The following is a 22,378-nucleotide window of genomic DNA, read 5'->3' on the forward strand; positions in this document are numbered from 1 at the left end:
TGGCGCGGCGGAGGCGGGACTGTCGGGGCGCGTTATTAGGCTGCCCGCGTGGCCAAGGTGAAAACGCTGTACCGCTGCTCCTCCTGCCAGCACGAGGTCGCCAAGTGGGTGGGCCGGTGTCCGGAGTGCGGCGGCTGGGGCACCATCGACGAGGTCGCCGCGACCTCGACGGCCGCGGCCGTGGGTCGCCGGGCCATGCTGCCGAGCACCGCGGCCGCGCCGATCTCCAGTATCGATTCCAAGACGACGCGGGCCCGCTCCACGGGCGTGTCGGAGCTGGACCGGGTGTTGGGCGGGGGCATCGTGCCCGGTTCGGTGGTGCTGCTGTCGGGTGAGCCCGGGGTGGGCAAGTCCACGCTGCTGCTCGAGGTGGCGCACCGCTGGGCGCGGCAGCGTGACGAGAAGTCGCTGTACGTGACCGCGGAGGAGTCCGCCGGACAGGTGCGCCTGCGCGCCGACCGCACCGATGCCGTGCACGAACGGGTCTACCTCGCCGCCGAATCCGATCTCGCCACCATCTTCGGCCACGTGGATCAGGTGAAACCCACACTGCTGGTGGTCGATTCGGTGCAGACCATGCTGGCCGCCGACGCCGACGGCGTCATGGGCGGCGTCACCCAGGTCAAGGCGGTGACGGCCGCGCTCACCTCGATGGCCAAGGCCAGCGGCATCGCCGTGCTGCTGGTCGGCCACGTCACCAAGGACGGTGCGGTGGCTGGTCCGCGCACGCTCGAGCACCTGGTGGACGTGGTGCTGCAGTTCGAGGGCGACAAGCACTCCACCCTGCGCATGGTGCGCGGCATCAAGAACCGTTTCGGCTCCACCGACGAGGTGGGCTGCTTCGAGATGCGCGAGAGCGGCATCGCCTGCGTGGACGACCCGTCCGGGCTGTTCCTGCACCACCGGGGCGTGGCGGTGCCCGGTACCGCGGTCACGGTGGCCATGGACGGCAAGCGCCCCATGCTGGGCGAGGTGCAGGGCCTGACCGTGGACACCCAGGTGCCCGCGCCGCGCCGCGCGGTGAGCGGGCTCGACTACAACCGGGTCGCCATGGTGCTGGCCGTACTCCAGAGCCGCTGCGGCCTCTACGTGGGCAAGCAGGATGTGTACGCCGCCACCGTCGGCGGTATGCGGCTGGCCGAACCGGCCGCGGATCTGGCGGTGGCCCTGGCCATCGTGAGCGCGCACCAGGATCGGGCGCTGCGGCCCGGCATGGTGATTCTCGGCGAGGTCGGCCTGGCGGGGGAGGTGCGCCGGGTGGCCGGGCTGACCAGGCGGCTGGCCGAAGCCGAACGGCTCGGCTTCACCGAGGCGCTGGTGCCGCCGGGGGTGGACCGCGCCGGACGCACCATGACCCTGCGCGAGGTCTCGGACCTGGGGGCGGCCATCGCCGCCAGCGGACTACGCCGCCGTCGGGCGAAGGCGCCGGTCGAGGCGGTCGGCGACTGATGGCCGGGCGGTGGGTGAGCGGGCTGCTCGGCCGCTCGAATTCCGCTGCGGCCGGGGACGGTTCGGCAGCGAGCGCGAATGACGGTGCGGCGCGGGACAATTCCGCGAACGCGCGCCGCGACGTGCTCTCGCGATTCGTGCCCGGCACGCAATTGCGCGACGGGATCGATCGAATTCTGCGGGGCCGCACCGGTGGATTGATCGTGCTCGGTTACGACGATCGGGTGGAGCGCATCTGCGACGGCGGATTCGAATTGGATGTCGAATTCGCGCCGACCCGGCTGCGGGAATTGTCGAAAATGGATGGGGCGGTGGTGCTTTCCACCGACGGCACGCGAATTGTGCGCGCCAATGTGCATTTGGTGCCCGATCCGGCGCTGCCGACCGTCGAATCCGGCACCCGGCACAAGGCGGCCGAACGCGCCGCCGCGCACACCGGATATCCGGTGGTGTCGGTGAGCCGCTCCACCGGCCTGGTGACCGTGTACGCGCACGGTGACCGGTATCTGGTGGAGGATTCGCCGCTCATTCTGTCGCGCGCCAATCAGGCCATGGCAACCCTGCAGCGCTACCGGGCCCGCTTGGACGAGGTGACCCGGCGGCTGTCCGCGCTGGAGATCGAGGACTTCGCCACCCTGCGCGATGTGCTCACCGTGCTGCACTGCCTCGAGCTCATGCGCCGCACCGCGGGCGAGATCGACCAGGCGGTCGCCGAACTCGGCGTCGACGGCCGTCAGCTCGCCCTGCAACTGACCGAACTGGTGGCCGACACCGCGCAGTTGCGGCGACTGCTCGTCCGCGACTACCTGGTGGCGGAGCGAGCCGGGGAGCCCCGCATCGACCGCGCGCTGGCGCGACTGGACGCGCTCGGCGAGCCGGAACTGCTCGTGCTGGCGGATCTGGCTCCGCCGCTGGGCTATCCGGCCACCCTGGAGGCCCTGGACACACCGGTGGGGCCGCGCGGCTATCGACTGCTGGCCGAGATACCCCGGGTCCCGTTCCGGCGGGTGGAGCCGCTCGTGGACGCCTTCGGCGGCCTGCGCGGACTATTGGACGCCACCCAGGCCGATCTGGAAGCCGTGGACGGCGTCACCCCCGCCACCGCCCGCCGTATCCGCGAGGGCCTGTCCCGGCACGCCGCTGGCGGCGACTGCTGAACCCGGTGGCGGTCGCCGTGGTGGCAGGCCGGTCTCGCGCTCAGGTGATGGTGGCAGGCCGGTCTCGGCGCTCAGGTGATGGTGGCGGGTCCGAGTCTCGCGCTCACGTGATGGTGGCGGCCCGGTCTCCCGCGCTCGGGTGATCGCTCAGGTGATATTGAACGGCTCCGGGGAGCTGGTGACCGAACCGAGTTGCGCCACAACGCTGTAGGGCCCCGGCGGAACCGGCACGCGCTCGCCCGCGCAATTGGGCTGGGAGGTGGAACCCGACCAGGTGACGGTGAAGGCGGCCTGCTGACCGGGCTGCAGGGTGCGCACGTCGGGGGTGCCCTCCGGGTAGCAGTCGGTGCTGGCCCACATGCGGCGCTGGCCGTCCAGCGAGGTCACCGCGACCTCCTGCAACCCCGAACCCATATCGCGCTCACAGGCCTCGCTGGAGATATTGGTGATGACGATGCCGAAGACCGGCTGCTCACCCGCCTTGTAGGTGGGCGCGCCGACGCTCACCTTCACCGCGAGGGACTGGTCCGGGCACTGCTTGCCCTGTGCCGCGGGCCCGGCCTCGGCGGTGGCATTGGCCTGGGACTGCGCCGAATCCGACTCCGATGTGTCGGAGGAACTTCCGGCCGCCTTGTTGGTGGCGGCCGTGGTGGTGTCCGCGGCGGCGGAGCTGTCGTCGCCGTCGCCGCGCAGTAGCGCGAAGGCCAGCCAGAGCACCAGTGCGAGGGCGACTACCAGCGCGCCGATCGCGAGCAGTCGGCGACGCCAGTAGATTTCCGGCGGCAGTGGTCCATTCGGTTCCAGCACGGCAACTACGGTAAGGGCACAGTTGGGTGCATCCGGCTCAGGGTCGCGGCGTGTCGGTGGGGAAAAGCCCCTGGGGCCGGGTAGATTTCAGCCCCTTCGGACACCCGACCAGCTCGCGGGGTCCCCACCTGCGCCGAACGTCCGTTCCGGCGGCTAGACGACCTCGCCGATATTGCCGATCACCCGGCGCAGCGTGATCTGTCCTTCGCCGAGCTTGTAGGTGACGCACGCGATGGCGCACTCACCGGCGGCCACCCGCTGCGAGATGACCATGGACCGCTGCATGAGCAGGCGCGCGGTCTCCTCGACGTGCCGCGCCTCCAGGTCGTCCACCGTCTCCAACCCCTCGCGGCGGCCCAGCAGGATGGACGGCGTGACCCGCTCGACCACGCTGCGGATGAAGCCGCCGGGCACATTGCCGTTGTCGAGGGCGTCGATGGTGGCGCGCACCGCGCCGCAGCTGTCGTGGCCGAGCACCACGATGAGCGGGACGTTCAGCACCTGCACGCCGTACTCGATGGACCCGAGCACCGAGCTGTCCACCACGTGTCCGGCCGTGCGGACCACGAACATATCGCCCAGGCCCTGGTCGAAGATGATCTCGGCGGCCACGCGGGAGTCACCGCAGCCGAACAGGATGGCCTGCGGGTGTTGCCCGGCAACCAGCTTGGCGCGATCGGCGGCTCCCTGGCTGGGGTGCAGCAGATTGCCGTTCACGAAACGCTCATTGCCCTCGCGCAGGGCTTTCCAGGCACTGATCGGATTGGATTGCGGCATGTGTCCCATTCTCCACATCGCATGGGTTACCGGCGAGTCCGCTACGTTACGGCGCGGCAAACACCCCCTTGCGCCCGGCCGCCACCGGCCGTGAGCACCCCGCCCGACCTGCCGACTACCATCGCGTGGCGTCGGATGTCCCGGCTCCGACGGGCCGGGAGGAGGGCGGGAGATGGACAGCGACGCACTGGTCGAGTGGTACGAGCAGACCGCGCGGGATCTGCCGTGGCGGCGGCCCGAGGTGACCGCGTGGCAGATTCTGATGAGCGAGATCATGCTGCAGCAGACGCCGGTGGCGCGGGTGGAGCCGATCTGGCGGGAGTGGGTGGCGCGCTGGCCGGTGCCCTCGGCCATGGCCGCCGCGTCCCAGGGCGAGGTGCTGCGGGCGTGGGGCAAGCTCGGCTATCCGCGGCGGGCGCTGCGACTGCACGAATGCGCCCGGGCGCTGGCCCGCGACCACGGCGACGAGGTGCCCGCGGATGTGGACGTGCTGTTGGGCCTGCCCGGGATCGGCGCGTACACCGCCCGCGCGGTGGCCTGTTTCGCCTATGGGCAGCGGGTGCCCGTGGTGGACACCAATGTCCGCCGGGTGGTCGCCCGGGCCGTGCACGGCCGCGCCGAGGCGGGCAATCCCGCCGCCCGCGACCTGGCCGAGACGGAGGCCCTGCTGCCGGTGCGGGTGGACCGCGCCGCGGTCTTCTCGGCCGCCCTCATGGAACTCGGCGCGGTGGTCTGCACGGCCCGCAACCCCGACTGCGACCGCTGCCCGCTGCCGTCGTGCGCCTGGGTCGGCGCCGGGCGACCGGCCTCGGACGTGGTCCGCAAGGTGCAGAAGTACGAGGGCACCGACCGCCAGGCCCGCGGCCGCCTCATGGACGTGCTGCGCGCCGCCCACGGCCCGGTCGAACGCGTCCGCCTGGACCTGGCCTGGACCCGCGATCCGGGCCAGCGCGACCGCGCCCTGGACTCGCTGCTGGTGGACGGCCTCGTCGAACAGACCTCGGACGGCCTGTTCGCCCTGGCGGGCGAGGGCGGGGACTGAACAGCCTGCACGGTTGGACCGGTGGCTCGTCGGCGGACGCCCTCGTCGCTCACCGGCGCACCCGGTCGCGGCCGATCGGCGTGCCGCGGCGGACGGCTGACCGCGCGGGTGTTGTGGGTGCCGCGCGCCCGGGCGCTGCGCGGGTTCGGCGGCTGTGACCCGGTCGCCTCGTCGAGCATCACGTGTCCGGGTGACTCGCAACGCGCGTGCGGTCGGCCGCAACCTGACGGGTCGGTGCCGCGGCGTGCGGTCCATCGCGGCGCACCCCTGCGCGTACACCCTCCGCGACCGGACGAGGGGGCGTCGTCGCGGAGGGTGCACGCCGGGCGCGATCCGCTGCCCCTCATGCGGCAGATCGCGAGTATCGAGGTGCGGAGCCCCGGACACTTCGCCGGTCCGAGCCCGCCGGGTCCGTTGCTACTCATTCGGCTGCGGCGGAGGATCGGCGCGGCACGTGGGATCGCCAGCCAGCTGCGCCGTGCACGGCATCCTCGGCGTCGATCCGCACTCGCACGGCGGGCCGGCCGTCCTGCGTTGCGGTGCTCAGGCCGTGACGAGCACCCGTCCGCGGGTCCTGGTGCGGCGGCCGACCATTCGGCAGATCACGTAGATCGCGAACGAGATGGTCGTGACGAAGGTCGAGATGGGCACGCCGGGAGCCAGCGAGAGCAGGATGCCGCCGACCGCCGCGACCTCCGCGAACACGATGGACAGCACGGCGGCGTGCGCCGGGTTGGCCGTCACCTGCGCCGCCGCGGCGGCGGGCGTGATGAGCAGCGCGAGCACCAGCAGCGCGCCCACGATCTGCACCCCGAAGGCGGCGGTGATGCCGACCAGCACCGCGAACACCACGGCGAGTGCGCGCACCGGAACCCCGCGCGCCACCGCGACTTCCGGATCGGTGCTGGCGAACAGCAGTGGGCGGTAGACGAATCCGAGTACCACCAGCACGCCCGCCGTGCAGGCGGCCAGCAGTCCGAGCCCGGAATCGCCGACGCTCACCACCTGCCCGGTGAGCAGCGAAAACTTCGACCCCGCGCGCTCGGGCCCGAGCCACAGGAACAGCACCGATAGACCCAGCCCGAACGACAGCACCACCGCGATCACCGAATCGCGTTCGCGCGCACGGGAACCCAGCACCCCGAACAGCACGGCCGCCACCACCGACCCGGCGATGGCCCCGAAGCCGACCCCGATCCCGGCCAGCAGCGCCGCCGCCGCACCGGTGAGCGACAGTTCGCTGGTGCCGTGCACCGCGAAGGACATCTGGCGGCTCACGATGAGCGGCCCGATCGCGCCCGCGAGCAGGCCCAGCAGCGCCGCCGCCAGCACGGCCTGCTGCACGAAGTCGTAGGACAGCAGATGCGCGGTGGTGGAGAAGTCGAACATCTTGGCGAGAACGTCGGCGAGTTTGTCGTTCACGCGCGCACCTCGCCGTCACCGTGGCAGTGCTGCGCTCCGGCCGCGCCGAGCGCGTCCATGGTGTCGCCGGTGCCGACCACCACCAGGCGGCCGCGCACCCGCAGCACGTCCACCTCGGTGCCGTAGAGCTGCGAGAGCACCTCGGTGGTCATCACCTCGTCGGGCGGGCCGATCCGGAATTTGCCGTCCACCAGGTACAGCACCCGATCCACCAGCGGCAGCACCGGATTGATCTCGTGGGTCACGAACAGCACGGCGGTGTCGTGGGAGCGGCGGCGCTTGTCGATGAGTTCGGAGACCAGCCGCTGATTGGCCAGGTCCAGGCTGAGCAGCGGTTCGTCGCACAGCAGTACCCGGGGGTCGCCGACCAGGGCCTGGGCCACCCGCAGCCGCTGCTGCTCGCCGCCGGACAGCACGTCCAGCGGAGCGTCGGCGAAGTGTGCCGCGCCCACGTCGGCGATGGCGGCGGCCACCTTGCGCCGTCGTTCCTTGCGCCCGCGCAGGCCCAGCCCCCAGCGGTGCCCGTCCACGCCGAGCCCGACCAGGTCGACGCCGCGCAACTGCACTCCGGCGTCGATGGTCTTCTGCTGTGGGATGTAGCCGATATCCGGATTGCCCGCGCGGGCCGGACCGCCCGCGATCTCGGCGGTCCCGGCCGACAGGCCGAGCTGGCCCAGCAGCACTTTCAGCAGTGAGGTCTTGCCGGAACCGTTGGGTCCGAGCACGGCGATGAACTCGCCGGGCGCGATCTCGAGATCGAGCCCGTCCCACAGCGTGCGCTCCCCGAACGCCAGCCGGGCCGACGTCAGCCGCACGGCCGGGGTTCCCGTCGCGAGTGCGCTGTCGCCGAGGGGGCCGCCGGTCGAACTGTCGGCAGAGATAACGCTGTTCACAGGGGTGTTCATATCGTCGCCCCGTCCATTGATTCCCGCCGCTTCGTCAGCGTGGGGAGCCGAGGTGGAAGCGTCCATTATCTCTTCTCCGATCGCGACGTTGGCGGACATGGGAAAGGCTGACGATGTCGGGGCTGCGATCAGCTCAGCGCCTTGGCCAGGGCCTCGGCGTTGCGGGTCTGCCACTGAATGTAATCCAGGCCCTCGGGCAGGGTTTCGGTCACCTCGACCACGGGGATGCCCGCCGCCTCGGCCATGGCCTTCAGCTCCTTGGTGGTCTTGTCCTCGGTCTGGATGTTGTAGACCAGGGCCCGGACCTGCTTGCCGGTGAGCAGGTCGCGCACGGCGGCCACCGACGCCGGGGACGGATCGGTGCCTTGTTCGACGGCTTCTTGGAATTCGTGCGGCGTGCGATCGTCGGCCTTGGCGTCGAGCAGCAGGTAGTACGCGAGCGGCTCGGTCTGTACGACCGGCGTATTCGGGTGTTCGGCGGCGATGCGCTCGATGGTGGTCTCGATGGCCGTCAGTTTGTCGTTGAAGGCGACGGCCCGGTCGGCGTAGCTCTGCTTGTTGTCCGGGTCGAGTTCGCCGAGCACCTCGGCGATGTGGTTGGCGACTTCTCCGGCGACGTGCACGTCGTACCAGACGTGCTCATTGCCGTCACCGTGGTCGTGCCCGTGCTCGTCGGCATGCTCGTCGCGGTGCTCGTCGGGCTTCGCCTCGGTCGCGGCGGGAGCGTCGTGGGCGTGCGGGTCCTCCCCGGCGACCTCGACCGCGTTGACGGTCCTCTTGTCCTTGCCGGCGATGGCCTTGTCGATGAACTCGTCGTAGCCGCCGCCGTTGTAGACGATCAGATCGGCGTCGCTGATCTTGGCGGCCTCGACCGCGGTGACCTCGTAGGAGTGCGGGTCGGCGCTCGGATCGGAGATCAGCGACTCGACCTCGATATCGGGCCCGGCGACCTGCTCGGTGATGTCCCCCCAGACATTCGTCGAGGCCACGATGGTCAGTTTGTCGGGATCGTCGGAGCCGGTCCCGCAGGCGGTGAGGGCTGCGGCGGTGGCGACACCCACGGCGATTCCGGCGAGGCGAACTGCGATTTTGCTTGTCACGCGGGGTACTCCACTTGCACTGGCTCAAAACGGAAACGATTTCCATTTAAATGTAGCGCACGGTGTCGGACACTTCCGCATCGCGGCCGTCGGTTGTGTCCGGCGACACCGCGGACAATGCGCGAGACCCCCGCGGGCGGGTTGCCCACGGGGGTCTCGAACAGCTCCGGCCGGTTATGCCTGCGGCGCCAGCACCGCCGCCACCGGCTGGCTGAGCAGCTGGGCGCAGCGCAGCAGGCCCAGGTGGCTGTACGCCTGCGGGTGGTTGCCGAGCGAGCGCTCGGCCACCGGGTCGTACTCCTCGGAGAGCAGACCGGTCGGCCCCGCCACGTCGACCAGCTGGGCGAACAGCGCCTCGGCGTCCTCCCGCTTGCCGATGAGCAGATACGCCTCGACCAGCCAGGCCGCGCACAGGTGGAAGCCGCCCTCGCCGCCGGGCAGACCGTCGTCGTGGTGGTACCGGTACACGGTCGAGCCGCTGCGCAGCTCCGCCTCGGTGGCCACCACGGTGGCGTGGAAGCGCGGATCCGACGGTTCGATCAGTCCGCTGAGCCCGATGTGCAGGGTGGCGGCGTCCAGATCGGTGCCGTCGTAGGCCGCCGTGTAGGACTGCACCTCGTCGTTCCAGCCCTCCACCTTCACCTCGTCGGCGATGGTGTCGCGCAGCTTCTCCCAGTCCGGGTCCAGCGGCCGCCCGAACTGCCGGGCCAGGGTGATGGCCCGGTCCGCGGTGAGCCAGCCCATGACCTTGGAGTAGACGTGGTGCCGCGGATTGCCGCGGATCTCCCAGATGCCGTGGTCGGGTTCGCGCCAGCGCCGCTGCACGGCCGAGACCATGGCGACCACGAGCTCCCAATCCGCGTCGGGCAGGGCCTGACTCGGATCGGTGATGCCCTTCTTCTCGCGGGCATGCGCCAGCTGTGAGATGAGGTCCACGATGGGGCCGAACACGTCCAGCTGCACCTGCATATTCGCCGCGTTGCCGACGCGCACCGGCCGCGATCCGGCATAGCCGGGCAGCTGGTCGATGACGGCTTCCGGCGGCAGCGTCTCGCCGTAGAGGGTGTACAGCGGGTGCAGGCGCTCGGGGCCGGGCAGTGTTTCCAGCACCCGGTGGGTCCAGGCGAGCAGTTCCTCGGCCTCGTGCAGGGAGCCGAGCGAGACGAGCGCCGACGCGGTGAGCGAGGCGTCGCGCAGCCAGCAGTAGCGGTAGTCCCAGTTGCGCACGCCGCCGATGTCCTCGGGCAGCGAGGTGGTGGCCGCGGCCAGGATGGAGCCCGACGGCGCGTGCACGAGTCCGCGCAGGGTGAGCGCGGACCGCTTCATGAGGTCCGGTTTCAGCGGCGGCAGCTCGAGTTTGCCCGCCCAGTCCTTCCAGTACCGCTCGGCTTCCCGCCGCCGGTCCGCCTCCGGCGTCATGGCGGGTGCGAGATCGGAGGTGCCGCATCGCATTTCGAGCACGACCGGCCCGTTGCGGGGATCGACCACGGCGCGCGCGGTGTGGTGGATGCCGTCGTCGACGATCTCCCACTCGATACCGGGGGAGCGCAGCACGATGGGATCGTTGGTGCCCTGCACCCGGATTCCGCCGGCCTGGCGGATCAGCTTGACCGGCACCTGACCGAATTCCGGTCGCGGCGCGAAGGTCACGACGGCGCGCGCGTCACCGGTGATGACGCGGGTCAGGTCGGTGCGCTCGGGTACCACGTCGTGCGGCAGGTAGTCGACGACCTGCAAGCTGGCCCAACGGGTTTCGACGGTCATGGTGCCGTCGATGTAGCGCTGCGACAGCGGCAGTCCGGCGCGCTCCGGCGAAATGCTGAAGTGTCCGGCGCTGAATCCGCCGAGCAGGTGCGCGAACACCGCCGCGGAGTCCGGCTCGGGGTGGCACAGCCAGGTGATGGTGCCGTCGGGGGTGACCAGGGCCTTGGATCGAGGGCTGGCCAGCATGGTCAGCCTTTCGATTCGGGGGGCGGAGGCACCGGCCAACCACGTGCGGCGCTCTTCCAGCAGGAAGGCCAGCGCCTTGGACACCGTCTCGGTATTGGCGACATGGTATTTGGCGAGGCTCTCGCCCTCGCCGACCTTGATGCCGACATCGGGTCCGGACAGGCGTTTGAACGCCTTCTCGTCGGTGACGTCGTCGCCGATGAACACCGCCGCCGACGCGCCCTGCTGATGCCGGACGATATCCAGGGCCGCGCCCTTGTCGGTTTCCACCACCGCGAGTTCGATGACCTCTTTACCCTCGGTGACCTGGATGCCGACCCAGCTGGCGGGACCCTGGCGCACCTGAACGAGGGCCCGGCGCCCGATTTCCGGGCTCGCGTTCCGGACGTGCAGGGCCACGCTGGCCGGTTTGATCTCGACGGTGACGCCCGGGTTGTCCTGGGCGATCTGGGTCAGGGTCGACTGCACTTCCTGCAGTAACTGTTTGGCGTCGTTGTCGATGGCGTGCACGAAGCCGACATCGAACTCCGAGCCGTGGCTGCCGATGAGCTGCACCTCGACGGGCAGCCGCGACAGCGCCGCGAGATCACGGAGCGCACGGCCCGAGATCACGGCGGCGGTGGTGCCGGTGAGTCCGGCGAGAGCGCGCAGGGCACTCACCGACTCCCGATGGGGATAAGCCTTCGCCGGGTCGGAGACGATCGGCGCGATCGTCCCGTCGTAGTCCGATGCGACCAGCAGTCGCGGCACCCGCGCGACCGCCGCGAGTGCCCGGCGAAGTTCCAGTGGCAGATCCTGTGCGCTCACGCATCCAACCTAGTGATCGGAGGAGAAATTTCAGGGCGCGAGAAACTCTACTGGGTGCTGATTGCCCACATGTTGGGGGCGTGATACATGGCGTTTACATTCGGGCGAACTGTCCCGGATGCGCGCTGTGAACACCGGTGGGCTACTCGTGAGTCACTCCGCGGCAGCGGCTTTCACCTGCGAAAACGCGGCGGTCCGGCGCGACGGTGAGATATGCCACGCCGGACGGGTCGCGGTCGAGGTTGCTGGCCGCGATTGATTAGCTGGACGTGTCAGGGCTACTTGCCGTCGCCGATGAGCAGGTCGACGGTCAGCTCCAGCCGTTCGGTGACATCGGTCGCCGAGGCGCGCCGGGTCAGCCACGCCACCAGATTCGACATCCACACATCGGAGATGACGCGGGCGATGGCCAGCTGACGGTCGGTGGGGGTGTCCTCGGCCAGGGCGCGGGCGAAGAACCGGTCCATCACCTTGCCGACCCGGTCGACCTCGGCGGCCGCGGAGGCGTCGGCGAACATGAAGGCGCGCGTCATGGCCTCGGTGAGCAGCGGATCGCGCTGCATGGCCCGGGTCACCTGCTGCAACATCAGGTGCATGCGCTCCTGCGGGGTGTCGCCCGGCAGCGGCTTGCGCTTGCTCTCGAACTGCTCGAATTCCCGCGCCAGCGCGGAGACCAGCAGGTGCACCTTGGACGGGAAGTAGCGGTACAGCGTGCCGACGGCGACGTCCGCTCGTTCGGCGACCGCGCGCATCTGGACCGCGTCGTAGCCGCCCTTGGAGGCCAGCGCCATGGTCGCGTCGAGGATGCGCTTGCGCCGGTCCCGCTGGGCGGCCGAGCTCAGGTCCTCCTCACTGAGCGTGGTCACCGGCGCGGTGCGGCTGGCGGCAGCCGGTTCGGCGGCCTGCGATCGGGAGGGACTGGCCATCGGTTGAAAGTCCTTTCCTTACGAGTTCGTACCGCGCCCGGGCGACGTCTTGACTTACGCCCGGCTCGAATATTAGAACATGTTCTAGGTGTGGGAGTCACGCCGGAAAGGCGGTATGGAGTGTGACCATCGCCACCACTGACGAGCATAAAGCCGTCCAGGAGTCGATGCGCGGATGGGCCGCCGCGATGCGCCCAATTGCAACAATGCGGACCGGCGCGCCGGACTATTGGCGCGAATACTGGTCGCGCCTCGCCGATCTCGGAATATTCCGGGTCGCGGTGCCCGAGGCGACGGGCGGTGCGGGCGGAACGGTCGGGGATCTCGCCGTACTGGTGGAACAGGCGGCGCATGATCTTGTCGGCGGTCCGGTTCTCTCCACGGCATTGGCTGGACTCGTTGCCGGGGAGACGCTCGACGAGAATACGCCGTGCGGCGTGGCTCTCGGGGGCGAAATCGAGATATCGGCCGGTGAAACGGGTCTCACCCTCACGGGCGAGTGGGACGTTGTGATCGGCGCCGCACCCGGTACGGCCGTGCTGGTCCCGGTGCGTACCGGTGACCGCACCCGCTGGTGCCTGCTCGACGCCGATACCGCGGGCTTGCGGGTGGAACCGCTGGAACCGCTCGACCACAGCACTCCTCTCGCCCGCGTCGTCTGCGCGAATGTCACCGTCGCGCCGGAAAAGATCTTCACGCCGCGCGAGAATGTACTCGATCTGGCGGCCGTGCTGGTGGCCGCCGAAGCCGCCGGTATCGCCGGCTGGTGCCTGGAAACCGCCACCGAATATGCCAAGGTGCGTGAGCAATTCGGTAAGAAGATCGGCGAATTCCAAGCGGTCAAACACATCTGCGCGTGGATGCTGTGCCGGGCCGAACAGATTCGCGCGGTGGCCGCCGACGCCGCCGACGCGGTCGATACCGGAGGTTCGGAACTGCCGTTGGCCGCCGGCATCGCACTGGCGGTCGCGCTGGACGCCGCGGTGGAGACCGCGAAGGACTGTATTCAGGTATTGGGTGGAATCGGTTTCACCTGGGAGCACGACGCGCATCTGTATTTGCGGCGGGCCGTCGCACTGCGGCAACTGCTGGGCGGTTCGGCGCGCTGGCGGGCGCGGGTCGCGGAGTTGACGCTCCAGGGGCAGCGCCGCACGGTCGGCCTGGACCTGGGCGCGGATTCCGCGCTGGCGGGCGAACCGCTTCGGGAGGCCGTCGGTCTGGACGCGGAGCAGGCGGCGGTGCTGGCCGCCGAGCTCTCCGGCATCGCCGCCCTACCCCCGGCGGAGCAGCGAAACGCGTTGGCGGACACCGGGCTGCTGGCCTCGCATTGGCCGCGGCCGTACGGGCGCGGCGCGGGGCCGGTGCTGCGCTCGCTGATCGAGGAGCAGATCCGCAAGGCCGGAATCGAGTTGCCCGATATCGCCATCGCCAACTGGGCCGTGCCGACCCTGCTGCAATACGGCACGCCGGAACAGATCGAACGCTTCGCCGGTCCCACGCTGCGCGGCGAGGTGGTGTGGTGTCAGCTGTTCAGCGAACCGGAGGCGGGTTCCGATCTGGCGGCATTGCGCACGGTGGCCCAGCGGGTCGACGGCGGTTGGAAACTGCGCGGGCAGAAGGTGTGGACGTCGTTGGCGAAAGAGGCGACGTGGGGAATCTGCCTCGCGCGCACCGATCCCGCCGCGCCCAAGCACAAGGGCATCAGTTATTTCCTGGTGGAAATGAATAGTCCGGGCTTGGAAATTCGGCCGCTGGTGCAGATCACCGGCGAGGCGAAGTTCAGCGAGGTATTCCTCGATGATGTCTTCGTGCCGGACGAATGCTTGGTCGGACAGCTGGGCAATGGTTGGAAGATCGCCCGCTCCACCCTCTCGGCCGAGCGGGTCGCCATGGGCGGCAAGGGAATCGGCGAGGAACTGGAGGCGCTCATCGCCGCCGTGCCGACCTCCGGGCCGGGTGCGGAATTGGTGGCCGATCGCCTGGGCGGACTTGTTTCAGAATCGGTCGCTGGGACTTTGCTGGAAGCTCGGGCGGCACGCAAACTGCTCAGCGGCGGCGATCCCGGCCCACAATCGAGCGTTCGTAAACTGGTCGGTGTGCGACACCGGCAGGCGGTGGCCGAATTCGCTGTCGAATTGTCGGGCGTGCCGGGCGCCCTGGAATCGGACGTGGTGAAAGAATTCCTGCTCACGCGTTGTTTGTCCATTGCGGGCGGAACCGAGCAGATTCTGTTGACCGTTGCCGGTGAACGAATTCTCGGGCTGCCTCGCGAATCGCAGTAGCCAGCCACACTCAACCGGGAGCATTGCATTGGACTTCACACGGGACGAGAGCCAGGACGCTGTCGCCGAGGTTGTCGTAAGTTTGCTGGAGCGCGAGAGCGCGCGCGATATCGCGTTATGGCCCACCCTCGTCGACAGCGGGCTACTGGCTGTCGCGCTACCGGAGGAATACGGTGGCGACGGTATGGGGCTACTGGAGGTGTCGGCCCTGCTCACCGAGCTGGCCACCGACGCCGTGCAGGTGCCCGCGCTGACCACCTTGGGCTTCGGCGTGCTGCCGCTGGTCGCGGCGGGCGTGCCGGATGCGTTGGCGCAGGAGGTGTTTCCCGCGGTGGCCGAGGGCGCGGTCATCACGGCGGCACTGAACGAGCCGGGCGCGCCGTTCACGGTGAAGCCGGAGACCACCGCGGTCTCCGACGGGAACACCGTGCGTGTCTCCGGCCGCAAGGTGGCGGTGCCCTACGCCGACACCGCGCGCTGGATCCTGATCCCCACCGACAACGGCATCGCGGTGGTGGACGGGGACGCGGCGGGGCTGACCCGCACCGCCAACCCCACCTCCGACGGCGTACCGGAGTTCACCCTCGTCCTCGACGACGTAGCGGTGCCGGCCGAGCGGCTGCTGCCAGGCGGACTCGCCGAACTGCACCGCTATGCGCTGGCGTGCCTCGGATCGGTGGCCGACGGATTGCTCAAAGGGGTGATCGCGCTGACCGCCGAACACGTGCGCACCCGCCAGCAGTTCGGCCGTCCGCTGGCCGAATTCCAGGCGGTGGCACAGCAGATCGCGGACGTCTACGTGGTCTCGCGCACCCTGCACGCGGCCGCCGTCTCGGCGAACTGGGCGTTGGCGCAACCAAGCGATTCCGCCGAGCACAACGAACGTACCGATGACGACCTCGACGTGCTGGCCTACACGGTGGCCGCGGAACTGCCCGCGGCCCTGCAGAAGTGTCATCACCTGCACGGCGGCATCGGCGTCGATGTGACTCACCCGCTGCACCGCTACTACTCACAGGCCAAGGACATCGCCCGCTGGCTCGGCGGCGAATCCTTCCGGCTGGACCGACTGGGAGCCAGATGTACATCGAACTGACCGCCGAACAGCGGCGGTTGCGCGACGATCTACGTTCGTACTTCACCGGTCTCGTGACTCCTGAAGAGGAGGCCGAGATGCTGGTGAACCGGCACGGCGACGCCTACCGCGCGGTGGTGCGTCGAATGGGCTCCGACGGCTGGCTCGGTGTGGGCTGGCCGAAGGAGTTCGGCGGCCAGGGCTTCGGGCCGCTGGAACAGCAGATCTTCTACAACGAAGCCGTGCGCGCGGACGTGCCGGTGCCGCTGGTCACCCTGTTGACCGTCGGCCCGGCACTGCAAACCTTCGGCACCGAGGAGCAGAAGCGCACGTTCCTGCCCGGAATCCTCTCCGGTGACATTCATTTCGCCATCGGCTACTCGGAGCCGGAGGCGGGCACCGACCTCGCCGCGCTGCGCACCAGCGCGGTGCGCGATGCCGACGGCGACTGGATCGTCAACGGGCAGAAGATCTTCACCACCGGTGCGCACGAGGCCGACTACATCTGGCTGGCGGCGCGCACCGGCACGGTGGAGTCCCGCCACCGCGGCATCACGATCCTGATCGTGGATACCAAGGACCCCGGCTACTCGTGGACGCCCATCATCACCTGCGACGGCGCGCACCACACCAACGCCACCTACTTCGACAATGTGCGCGTGCCGGCGGCCATGACCGTCGGCGAGGAGAACGGCGGCTGGAAGCTCATCACCACCCAGCTCAATCACGAGCGGGTGAGCCTGGGCCCGTCCGGCAAGATCGAACAGCTCTACGACCGGGTGCGGGAGTGGGCGCGAGTGCGTGGCGTGCTCGGCGAGGCCGACGTGCGGCGGTCGCTGGGCCGCCTGCACGCCATGGTGCGGCTGAACGAACTGCTGAACTGGCAGGTGGCGTCCAATATGGAGCGCTCCGACGCCGACCCGCGCGATGTCATCGCCGACGCCTCCGCCACCAAGGTGTACTCCACCGAGGCGCTCCAGGAGGCGGGCCGTCTGGCCGAGGAGATCGTGGGCCGCTTCGGCGACCCCGCCGACCCGGCCACCGCCGAACTGCTGACCTGGCTGGACCGGCGCACCAAGCAGAACCTGGTGGTGACCTTCGGCGGCGGCGTGAACGAAGTCATGCGTGAGCTGATCGCCCAGATGGGCCTGCGGCTGCCCCGCGTCCCCCGGTAGGAGTCGATGGTGTCCGGAGCCGTTGCGGTCGCCTCGAAGTCATGCGCGCTGTGTCCGATGGCCCAGATGGGCCTGCGGCTGCCTCGCGTCCCCCGATAGGAGTTCCCCTGTGTCACAGAGCTTCACGGCCGACGATATCGTCGCGGCCGCCGAGAAGATCAAGGCGGCGGGGCAGTCCGCGCCGCGCCTGGCCCGCGATCCGGTCAACCAGCCGATGATCAACAACTGGGTGGAGGCCATCGGCGACACCAACCCGATCTACGTGGACGTGGCGGCGGCGCGGGAGGCCGGGCATCCCGACGTGGTCGCGCCGCCCGCCATGGCGCAGGTGTGGACCATGTTGGGCCTGAACGGCGTTCGCCCCGCCGACGATCCCATGAACGCCACCAACGACCTGCTGGACGCGGCCGGTTACACCTCGGTGGTCGGCACCAACTGCGAGCAGATCTACCACCGGTACCTGCGGGTCGGCGAACAGGTGAACGTGCGCAGCTCCCTGGATTCGCTGGCGGGGCCCAAGCGCACCGGACTGGGGGAGGGGTGGTTCGCCACCTATCGCACCAGCTGGTACGTGGGCGACGAACTGGTCACCGAAATGCTGTTCCGGATTCTGAAATTCGCGCCGGGAGCGGCGAAACCCGCTCCCGCCGAGGATCTCTCCAAGCGTGTCCGCCCCACCGTCTCCAAGGACACCGAATTCTTCTGGGAGGGAACCAAGCTCGGCGAGCTGCGCATCCAGCGGCGGCCCGACGGCGTCCTCCAGCATCCGCCGGTTCCGGCGCTCTGGAAGGACAAGTCGGAGCAGACCGACTATGTGGTGGCGTCCGGGCGCGGCACCGTGTTCAGCTTCGTCGTGCATCACGCGCCGAAGGTGCCCGGCCGCGCGCTGCCGTATGTGGTGGCGTTGGTCGAGCTGGCGGAGGGGGTGCGAATGCTGGGTGAGCTGCGCGGTGTCGAGCCCGCCGAGGTCGAGGTGGGGCTGCCGGTCGAGGTCGGCTTCGAGGCGCTCGACGATGACAACACCGTGCCGTACTGGAAGGCTGTGAAATGACCTCCGCCGTTGAGCCCGCCACCGTGCGGGTGGGAACGACACTGCCCGAGTTGGTTATTCACGCCGACCCGACCTTCGTGATCAGTTCGGCGCTGGCCACCCGGGATTTCCAGGATGTGCACCACGATCGCGACAAGGCGGTCGAGCGCGGTTCGAAGGACATCTTCGTCAATATCCTCACCGATACCGGGCTGGTGCAGCGCTTCGTCACCGATTGGGCCGGACCGCGCGCCATCGTGAAGTCCATCGCGCTGCGTCTGGGCGTGCCGCTCTACGCGAACGACACCCTGACGCTGACCGGCACCGTCACCGCGGTCGAGGGCGATGAGATCACCATCGAGGTCGTCGGCCGCGACAGCCTCGGCGACCACATCACGGCCAAGACCGTCATCTCGCTACAGGAGGCAGCCAAGTGACCACAGTGAGCGGCGGTCGGGCGACCGGTGGACTGAGCGGCCGCGCGGCCATCGTCGGCATCGGCGCGACGGATTTCTCCAAGGATTCCGGACGCAGCGAACTGCGCTTGGCCGCGGAGGCGGTCACCGCCGCGCTCGCGGACGCCGGACTGACCCCGGCGGACGTGGACGGCCTGACCACCTTCACCATGGACACCAACACCCAGGCCGCCGTGGCCCGTGCGGCCGGGATTCCGAGCTTGAAGTTCTTCAGCAACATCCCCTTCGGCGGCGGTGCGGCCGCGGCCACCGTGCAGCAGGCCGCCATGGCGGTGGCGACCGGCGTCGCGGATGTGGTGGTGGCCTACCGCGCCTTCAACGAGCGCTCCGGAAATCGCTTCGGCCAGTTCGCCACTCACCTCGCCACCGGCAACCCGTCCTCCTCGGGCGTGGACAACGCCTTCTCCTACACCCACGGTCTCGGCACCCCCGCCGCCCAGGTGGCGATGGTGGCCCGCCGCTATATGCACGTCTATGGCGCGACCAGCGCGGACTTCGGCCGCGTCGCCGTCGCCGACCGCAAACACGCGGCGGTCAACCCCGCCGCCCACTTCTACGGCAAGCCGATCACCCTGGAGGATCACCAGTCCTCCCGCTGGATCGCCGAACCCCTGCACCTGCTGGACTGCTGCCAGGAAACCGACGGCGGCGTAGCCCTGGTCGTCACCAGCACCGACCGCGCCCGCGACCTCCCCAACAAGCCCGCCGTAATCCTCGGCGCCGCACAGGGTTCCGGCGCCGACCAGTACGTCATGACCAGCTACTACCGCGACGCTCTCACCGGCCTCCCCGAAATGGGCCTGGTAGGCGACCAACTCTGGTCCCAGAGCGGCCTCACCCCCGCCGACATGCAAGCCGCCATCCTCTACGACCACTTCACCCCCTTCGTCCTCATGCAACTCGAAGAACTCGGCTTCTGCCCCCGCGGCGAAGCCAAGGACTTCATCGCCGACGGAGCCATAGAACTAGGCGGCCGCCTCCCCCTCAACACCCACGGCGGTCAACTCGGCGAGGCCTACATCCACGGCATGAACGGCATCGCCGAGGGCGTCCGCCAAATCCGCGGCACCTCCGTGAATCAGGTCGACGGCCTGGAGAATATCATCGTCACCGCCGGCACCGGCGTCCCCACCTCGGGCCTGATCCTCAGCACCAACTGATCGCTCCGGGCGCACCCGCGCGTCGGGGGACGCAACCGCCTTCCCCGACGCACCGGCTGGTTGACACACGGTTGTCCGACAACGGCCAGATGCGCGGTGACGCAGCGGCCATGTGTGCAGCAGCCGTGCGGCCGTATGCGGGCCGAGATGTTGCCTGTGCCGCCGACGCGTATTTCCACAGAGGCCTGGTATCACAGATGGTATCTTTCTGGGTATGGCGTGGACCATGCGTTTTCCCTCCGATGAAGAGGCTGCGCTCGAAGCGCAAGCCGAGTCCGAGGGGCGCTCCAAGCACGAGATCACCAGGGATGCGGTCCGGGAGTACCTCATGCGGCATCGTCGATGGGCGGAACCGCTGGTCGGCGACGAGGATACGTTCGACATGGGTGGTCCGATCGGCAAGGACGACATCCATGATGCGATGAATCGGCCCGCATGATCGTCGTCGCCGATACCTCGGGTCTGCTGGCGTTGTTCAACCGCTCCGACCCGGAGCATTTCGCGGTACGGCGGGCGGCGGACGCCGCGAGTGCGCTGGTGGTGAGCCCGCTCGCGCTGACCGAGGTGCATCACGTGGCGAGCGTTCGCGCCGGTCGCAAGGTCGCCGACGCGGTCTTGGGCAAGCTGGCCGATCGAATCGCCGCCACCCGCATCGTGCTCGGGGAAATCGGTGCCGCACAACTGCATACGGCTCTGGAGGTCCGCGCTGCGTACCACGACCTCAACCTCGATATCGTCGACGCGACCTGCGTGGTGCTGGCCGACCACTTCGACACCGATCAGATTCTGACCTTGGATCGCAGGGACTTTCGCGTGATCAGGCCATTGCGCCGATACGCGACATTTCAGATCCTGCCCGACGACTTCGTCGGGGGGTAACGACCCTCGGTGAATCGAGCGCTCGATACGGCGGTGTATCACCGGTGTAGATTTCTCCGGACCGCATCGGGGCCAGATCACCGGCAGATGTCGCGCGAAGCTCCTGACCGATGCTGCGCTCGCGCAGGCCCTCGGCATCGGACCAGGTGCAGTGTTTTGCGTCCCACATCTGGTCGGGGGCGGGTGGGACTTCTCGCATCCGTAAACCTGCGATGAACTCCGGAATCAGCTCGGCGATCATCGTGCAGCTCAGAACCCTGGTCACCGGGCGATCCGGCCACGTCGTCGAGTCCAGATGATTGCCCCGGTACCGAAAGCACCGGGCAACCCTGTCAACAAGCCCAACATCAGCACACCGCCGAGACCGATGTCCGGCCCGGTGCGGCCGGCTCTTACGCTGAAAAACGCTGTTAGTGCCAGCAATCCGATGACCAGCAGTACGGAGTACGCAACTCGGATCGCGGCATTACCGCGCGTGCCCACAGCGCGGCAGATCAGGAGTCCGCCGCCTCCTCCCAGGATGCCCGGCACCGCGAACGCGATCATCGCGGACCCAACTGCTGCGGAAGTACCAACAACCGCGCCCACTACGGCGACCATGACCGCTAGCACGATCAGGCTCTGTTGTGACCGCAGCACGGCTTTCCGATCGCTACCGTCGCCGTTCAGCGTCTCAGCCACGTGTCGAAGATAGCGATCCACAACGCCTCGCCGGTCCGAATCAGAGGTCCGACACGCCGCACCCGGCGGAGAAGGTGTGGTGGTCTGGGCTACTGCCGCGACGTCGAGTGGCCAATCCTGCATTCAACGGGGCAGCGGCGGCCACAGCCATCCTGTGAGCACTGTTGACGGATTCACCGATGTCGCCAGGCGGCTGCGACGAATCGGATGATCTGTACGAAACGGAGTACGACCCGTGGGCCAGTGCACCCGATTGGGTTTGCCCCGGTGGAGTGGATTATCGCGGGCGGGGTAGACCTGGGGTGGTGCCGGTGACATCGGTCAGCCACTTCACGATCGCCCGGTTCGTTTCTTCCGGTTTCTCTTGCTGGATCCAATGACCGCAGTCCAGGTTGACCACTTCCACATTGGGGACGAACTCCGACAGATTCTCCGACTGCTGGACCCGATCACGGTCGCCGTAGATCATGAGCGTGGGTTGCCGGATGATCGGGTTCGCATCGGCCAAGAGGTGCCAGTTGCGGTCTAGGTTTCTGTACCAATTGATGCTGCCCGTGAAGCCTGAGGTCTCGAAGGCGGAGACGAAGACCGCCAGTTCGCCGTCGCTCAGCAGGGGATCGCCCTGCACCGTCTCCGCGTGGGCGAGATTGATCATCAGCATTCCTGGTTCCGGTGCTGCGAGTGGTTCGTTCTTTCGGTACAGGTTGCGCAGGAAGCGGAACGTATTCTCGTTCAGTACGGCGTCCGCGACACCTGGCTGTCGGTTGAAGTGAACGAAATAGAAGTCGCCGCCCAGGACTTCCTCCATGCGCTCGATCCAGGGCTTTTCTCCGCGCTCCTGGTAAGGCAGGCTCAGATTGATCACTCCGTTCACCCGGTGTGGATGCAACAAGGTCAGCCCCCACACGACCATCGCACCCCAATCGTGGCCGACGAAGGTGGCGTCGTCGTATCCGTAGTGATCGAGAAGTGCGACGAGATCACCCGACAAGTGTTCGATGTCGTAGTCCGTCACTTCGGTCGGGCAGGACGAATGTCCGTAGCCCCGCTGGTTCGGGACGATGACGTGATAGCCCGCGGCGGCGAGGGCGGGCAGCTGGTGTCGCCAGGAGAAGGCATGCTCGGGCCAGCCGTGGCAGAGCACTATGGGTCTTCCGGCGTTCTCTCGGCCTACTTCGAAGACTTCGAGTTCCACACCGTTGACCGGAATGAGGGTGGGCTCGGGAAAATCGGTTGGCTTGACCATGTAGCCATCTTGCGGAGCTAAACCGGTCATCC

The 22,378-nt window shown here is 68.7% G+C and carries 20 protein-coding genes; 11 read left to right on the forward strand and 9 right to left on the reverse strand.

The window, feature by feature from the left end; all coding sequences use genetic code 11:
• Window positions 1-48 precede the first annotated feature (48 nt).
• Both radA and disA read left to right on the forward strand, forming a co-directional pair.
• Window positions 49-1,449: a DNA repair protein RadA gene (gene radA / locus QK444_RS03425; protein ID WP_029925254.1), complete on the forward strand. Its 1,401-nt coding sequence runs from the start codon at window positions 49-51 to the stop codon at window positions 1,447-1,449.
• Complete coding sequence (disA, locus tag QK444_RS03430) at window positions 1,449-2,606, forward strand: DNA integrity scanning diadenylate cyclase DisA (RefSeq protein WP_282776953.1); 1,158 nt, start codon at window positions 1,449-1,451, stop codon at window positions 2,604-2,606. Before radA ends, disA begins: the two co-directional genes overlap by 1 nt.
• A gap of 147 nt (window positions 2,607-2,753) precedes the next feature.
• Here the strand turns inward: disA and QK444_RS03435 are convergent, their stop codons facing one another.
• Both QK444_RS03435 and QK444_RS03440 read right to left on the reverse strand, forming a co-directional pair.
• Window positions 2,754-3,413, reverse strand: a complete 660-nt coding sequence (locus QK444_RS03435; protein WP_029925258.1) for a DUF4232 domain-containing protein — start codon at window positions 3,411-3,413, stop codon at window positions 2,754-2,756.
• A 153-nt stretch (window positions 3,414-3,566) separates the two neighbouring features.
• The gene (locus QK444_RS03440; protein ID WP_143983062.1) at window positions 3,567-4,190 is read right to left on the reverse strand and encodes a carbonic anhydrase; all 624 of its coding nucleotides are present in this window, start codon (window positions 4,188-4,190) and stop codon (window positions 3,567-3,569) included.
• Between the two features lie 172 nt (window positions 4,191-4,362).
• Between QK444_RS03440 and QK444_RS03445 the strand changes: the two genes are divergently transcribed.
• Window positions 4,363-5,232: an A/G-specific adenine glycosylase gene (locus tag QK444_RS03445; RefSeq protein WP_282776958.1), complete on the forward strand. Its 870-nt coding sequence runs from the start codon at window positions 4,363-4,365 to the stop codon at window positions 5,230-5,232.
• Between the two features lie 543 nt (window positions 5,233-5,775).
• Here the strand turns inward: QK444_RS03445 and QK444_RS03450 are convergent.
• The 5 genes from QK444_RS03450 to kstR form a co-directional block, all read right to left on the reverse strand.
• Window positions 5,776-6,654 carry a metal ABC transporter permease gene (locus tag QK444_RS03450; RefSeq protein ID WP_282776960.1) on the reverse strand — a complete coding sequence of 293 codons (879 nt, stop codon included), beginning with the start codon at window positions 6,652-6,654 and terminating at the stop codon, window positions 5,776-5,778.
• On the reverse strand, window positions 6,651-7,559 hold the full coding sequence (locus tag QK444_RS03455; RefSeq protein ID WP_282776962.1) for a metal ABC transporter ATP-binding protein: 909 nt from the start codon (window positions 7,557-7,559) through the stop codon (window positions 6,651-6,653). The genes QK444_RS03450 and QK444_RS03455 overlap by 4 nt, the downstream gene beginning before the upstream one ends.
• Window positions 7,560-7,687: 128 nt before the next feature.
• Window positions 7,688-8,659, reverse strand: coding sequence for a zinc ABC transporter substrate-binding protein (locus tag QK444_RS03460; protein ID WP_282776965.1), 972 nt, complete (start codon window positions 8,657-8,659; stop codon window positions 7,688-7,690).
• Window positions 8,660-8,833: 174 nt separating this feature from the next.
• On the reverse strand, window positions 8,834-11,416 hold the full coding sequence (gene otsB / locus QK444_RS03465; protein ID WP_282776967.1) for a trehalose-phosphatase: 2,583 nt from the start codon (window positions 11,414-11,416) through the stop codon (window positions 8,834-8,836).
• A 278-nt stretch (window positions 11,417-11,694) separates the two neighbouring features.
• Window positions 11,695-12,342: a cholesterol catabolism transcriptional regulator KstR gene (gene kstR, locus QK444_RS03470; protein WP_282776969.1), complete on the reverse strand. Its 648-nt coding sequence runs from the start codon at window positions 12,340-12,342 to the stop codon at window positions 11,695-11,697.
• A gap of 122 nt (window positions 12,343-12,464) precedes the next feature.
• On the opposite strand from kstR, the gene QK444_RS03475 reads away from it, so the two are divergent.
• From QK444_RS03475 to QK444_RS03510, 8 genes are all read left to right on the forward strand, one after another.
• The gene (locus QK444_RS03475; protein WP_282776970.1) at window positions 12,465-14,624 is read left to right on the forward strand and encodes an acyl-CoA dehydrogenase family protein; all 2,160 of its coding nucleotides are present in this window, start codon (window positions 12,465-12,467) and stop codon (window positions 14,622-14,624) included.
• 28 nt (window positions 14,625-14,652) lie between these two features.
• On the forward strand, window positions 14,653-15,720 hold the full coding sequence (locus QK444_RS03480; protein WP_282776972.1) for an acyl-CoA dehydrogenase family protein: 1,068 nt from the start codon (window positions 14,653-14,655) through the stop codon (window positions 15,718-15,720).
• Window positions 15,705-16,874: an acyl-CoA dehydrogenase family protein gene (locus QK444_RS03485; protein WP_282776974.1), complete on the forward strand. Its 1,170-nt coding sequence runs from the start codon at window positions 15,705-15,707 to the stop codon at window positions 16,872-16,874. Before QK444_RS03480 ends, QK444_RS03485 begins: the two co-directional genes overlap by 16 nt.
• Before the next feature lie 109 nt (window positions 16,875-16,983).
• The gene (locus QK444_RS03490; protein WP_282776976.1) at window positions 16,984-17,925 is read left to right on the forward strand and encodes an OB-fold domain-containing protein; all 942 of its coding nucleotides are present in this window, start codon (window positions 16,984-16,986) and stop codon (window positions 17,923-17,925) included.
• On the forward strand, window positions 17,922-18,341 hold the full coding sequence (locus QK444_RS03495) for a MaoC family dehydratase (RefSeq protein ID WP_282776978.1): 420 nt from the start codon (window positions 17,922-17,924) through the stop codon (window positions 18,339-18,341). Before QK444_RS03490 ends, QK444_RS03495 begins: the two co-directional genes overlap by 4 nt.
• Window positions 18,338-19,540: a lipid-transfer protein gene (locus QK444_RS03500; protein WP_282776979.1), complete on the forward strand. Its 1,203-nt coding sequence runs from the start codon at window positions 18,338-18,340 to the stop codon at window positions 19,538-19,540. Before QK444_RS03495 ends, QK444_RS03500 begins: the two co-directional genes overlap by 4 nt.
• A gap of 214 nt (window positions 19,541-19,754) precedes the next feature.
• Entirely contained in the window at window positions 19,755-19,979 is a 225-nt protein-coding gene (locus tag QK444_RS03505) for a ribbon-helix-helix protein, CopG family (RefSeq protein WP_282776981.1), read from the forward strand.
• Entirely contained in the window at window positions 19,976-20,419 is a 444-nt protein-coding gene (locus QK444_RS03510; protein WP_282776983.1) for a PIN domain-containing protein, read from the forward strand. Before QK444_RS03505 ends, QK444_RS03510 begins: the two co-directional genes overlap by 4 nt.
• A gap of 261 nt (window positions 20,420-20,680) precedes the next feature.
• Here the strand turns inward: QK444_RS03510 and QK444_RS03515 are convergent, their stop codons facing one another.
• Both QK444_RS03515 and QK444_RS03520 read right to left on the reverse strand, forming a co-directional pair.
• Window positions 20,681-21,100: a hypothetical protein gene (locus QK444_RS03515; RefSeq protein WP_282776984.1), complete on the reverse strand. Its 420-nt coding sequence runs from the start codon at window positions 21,098-21,100 to the stop codon at window positions 20,681-20,683.
• Between the two features lie 277 nt (window positions 21,101-21,377).
• A complete protein-coding gene (locus tag QK444_RS03520; RefSeq protein WP_282776985.1) occupies window positions 21,378-22,346 on the reverse strand; it encodes an alpha/beta hydrolase in 969 nt (322 codons plus the stop codon).
• Window positions 22,347-22,378 lie beyond the last annotated feature (32 nt).

The organism is Nocardia sp. CC201C (assembly GCF_030010695.1).
Lineage (GTDB): Bacteria > Actinomycetota > Actinomycetes > Mycobacteriales > Mycobacteriaceae > Nocardia > Nocardia otitidiscaviarum.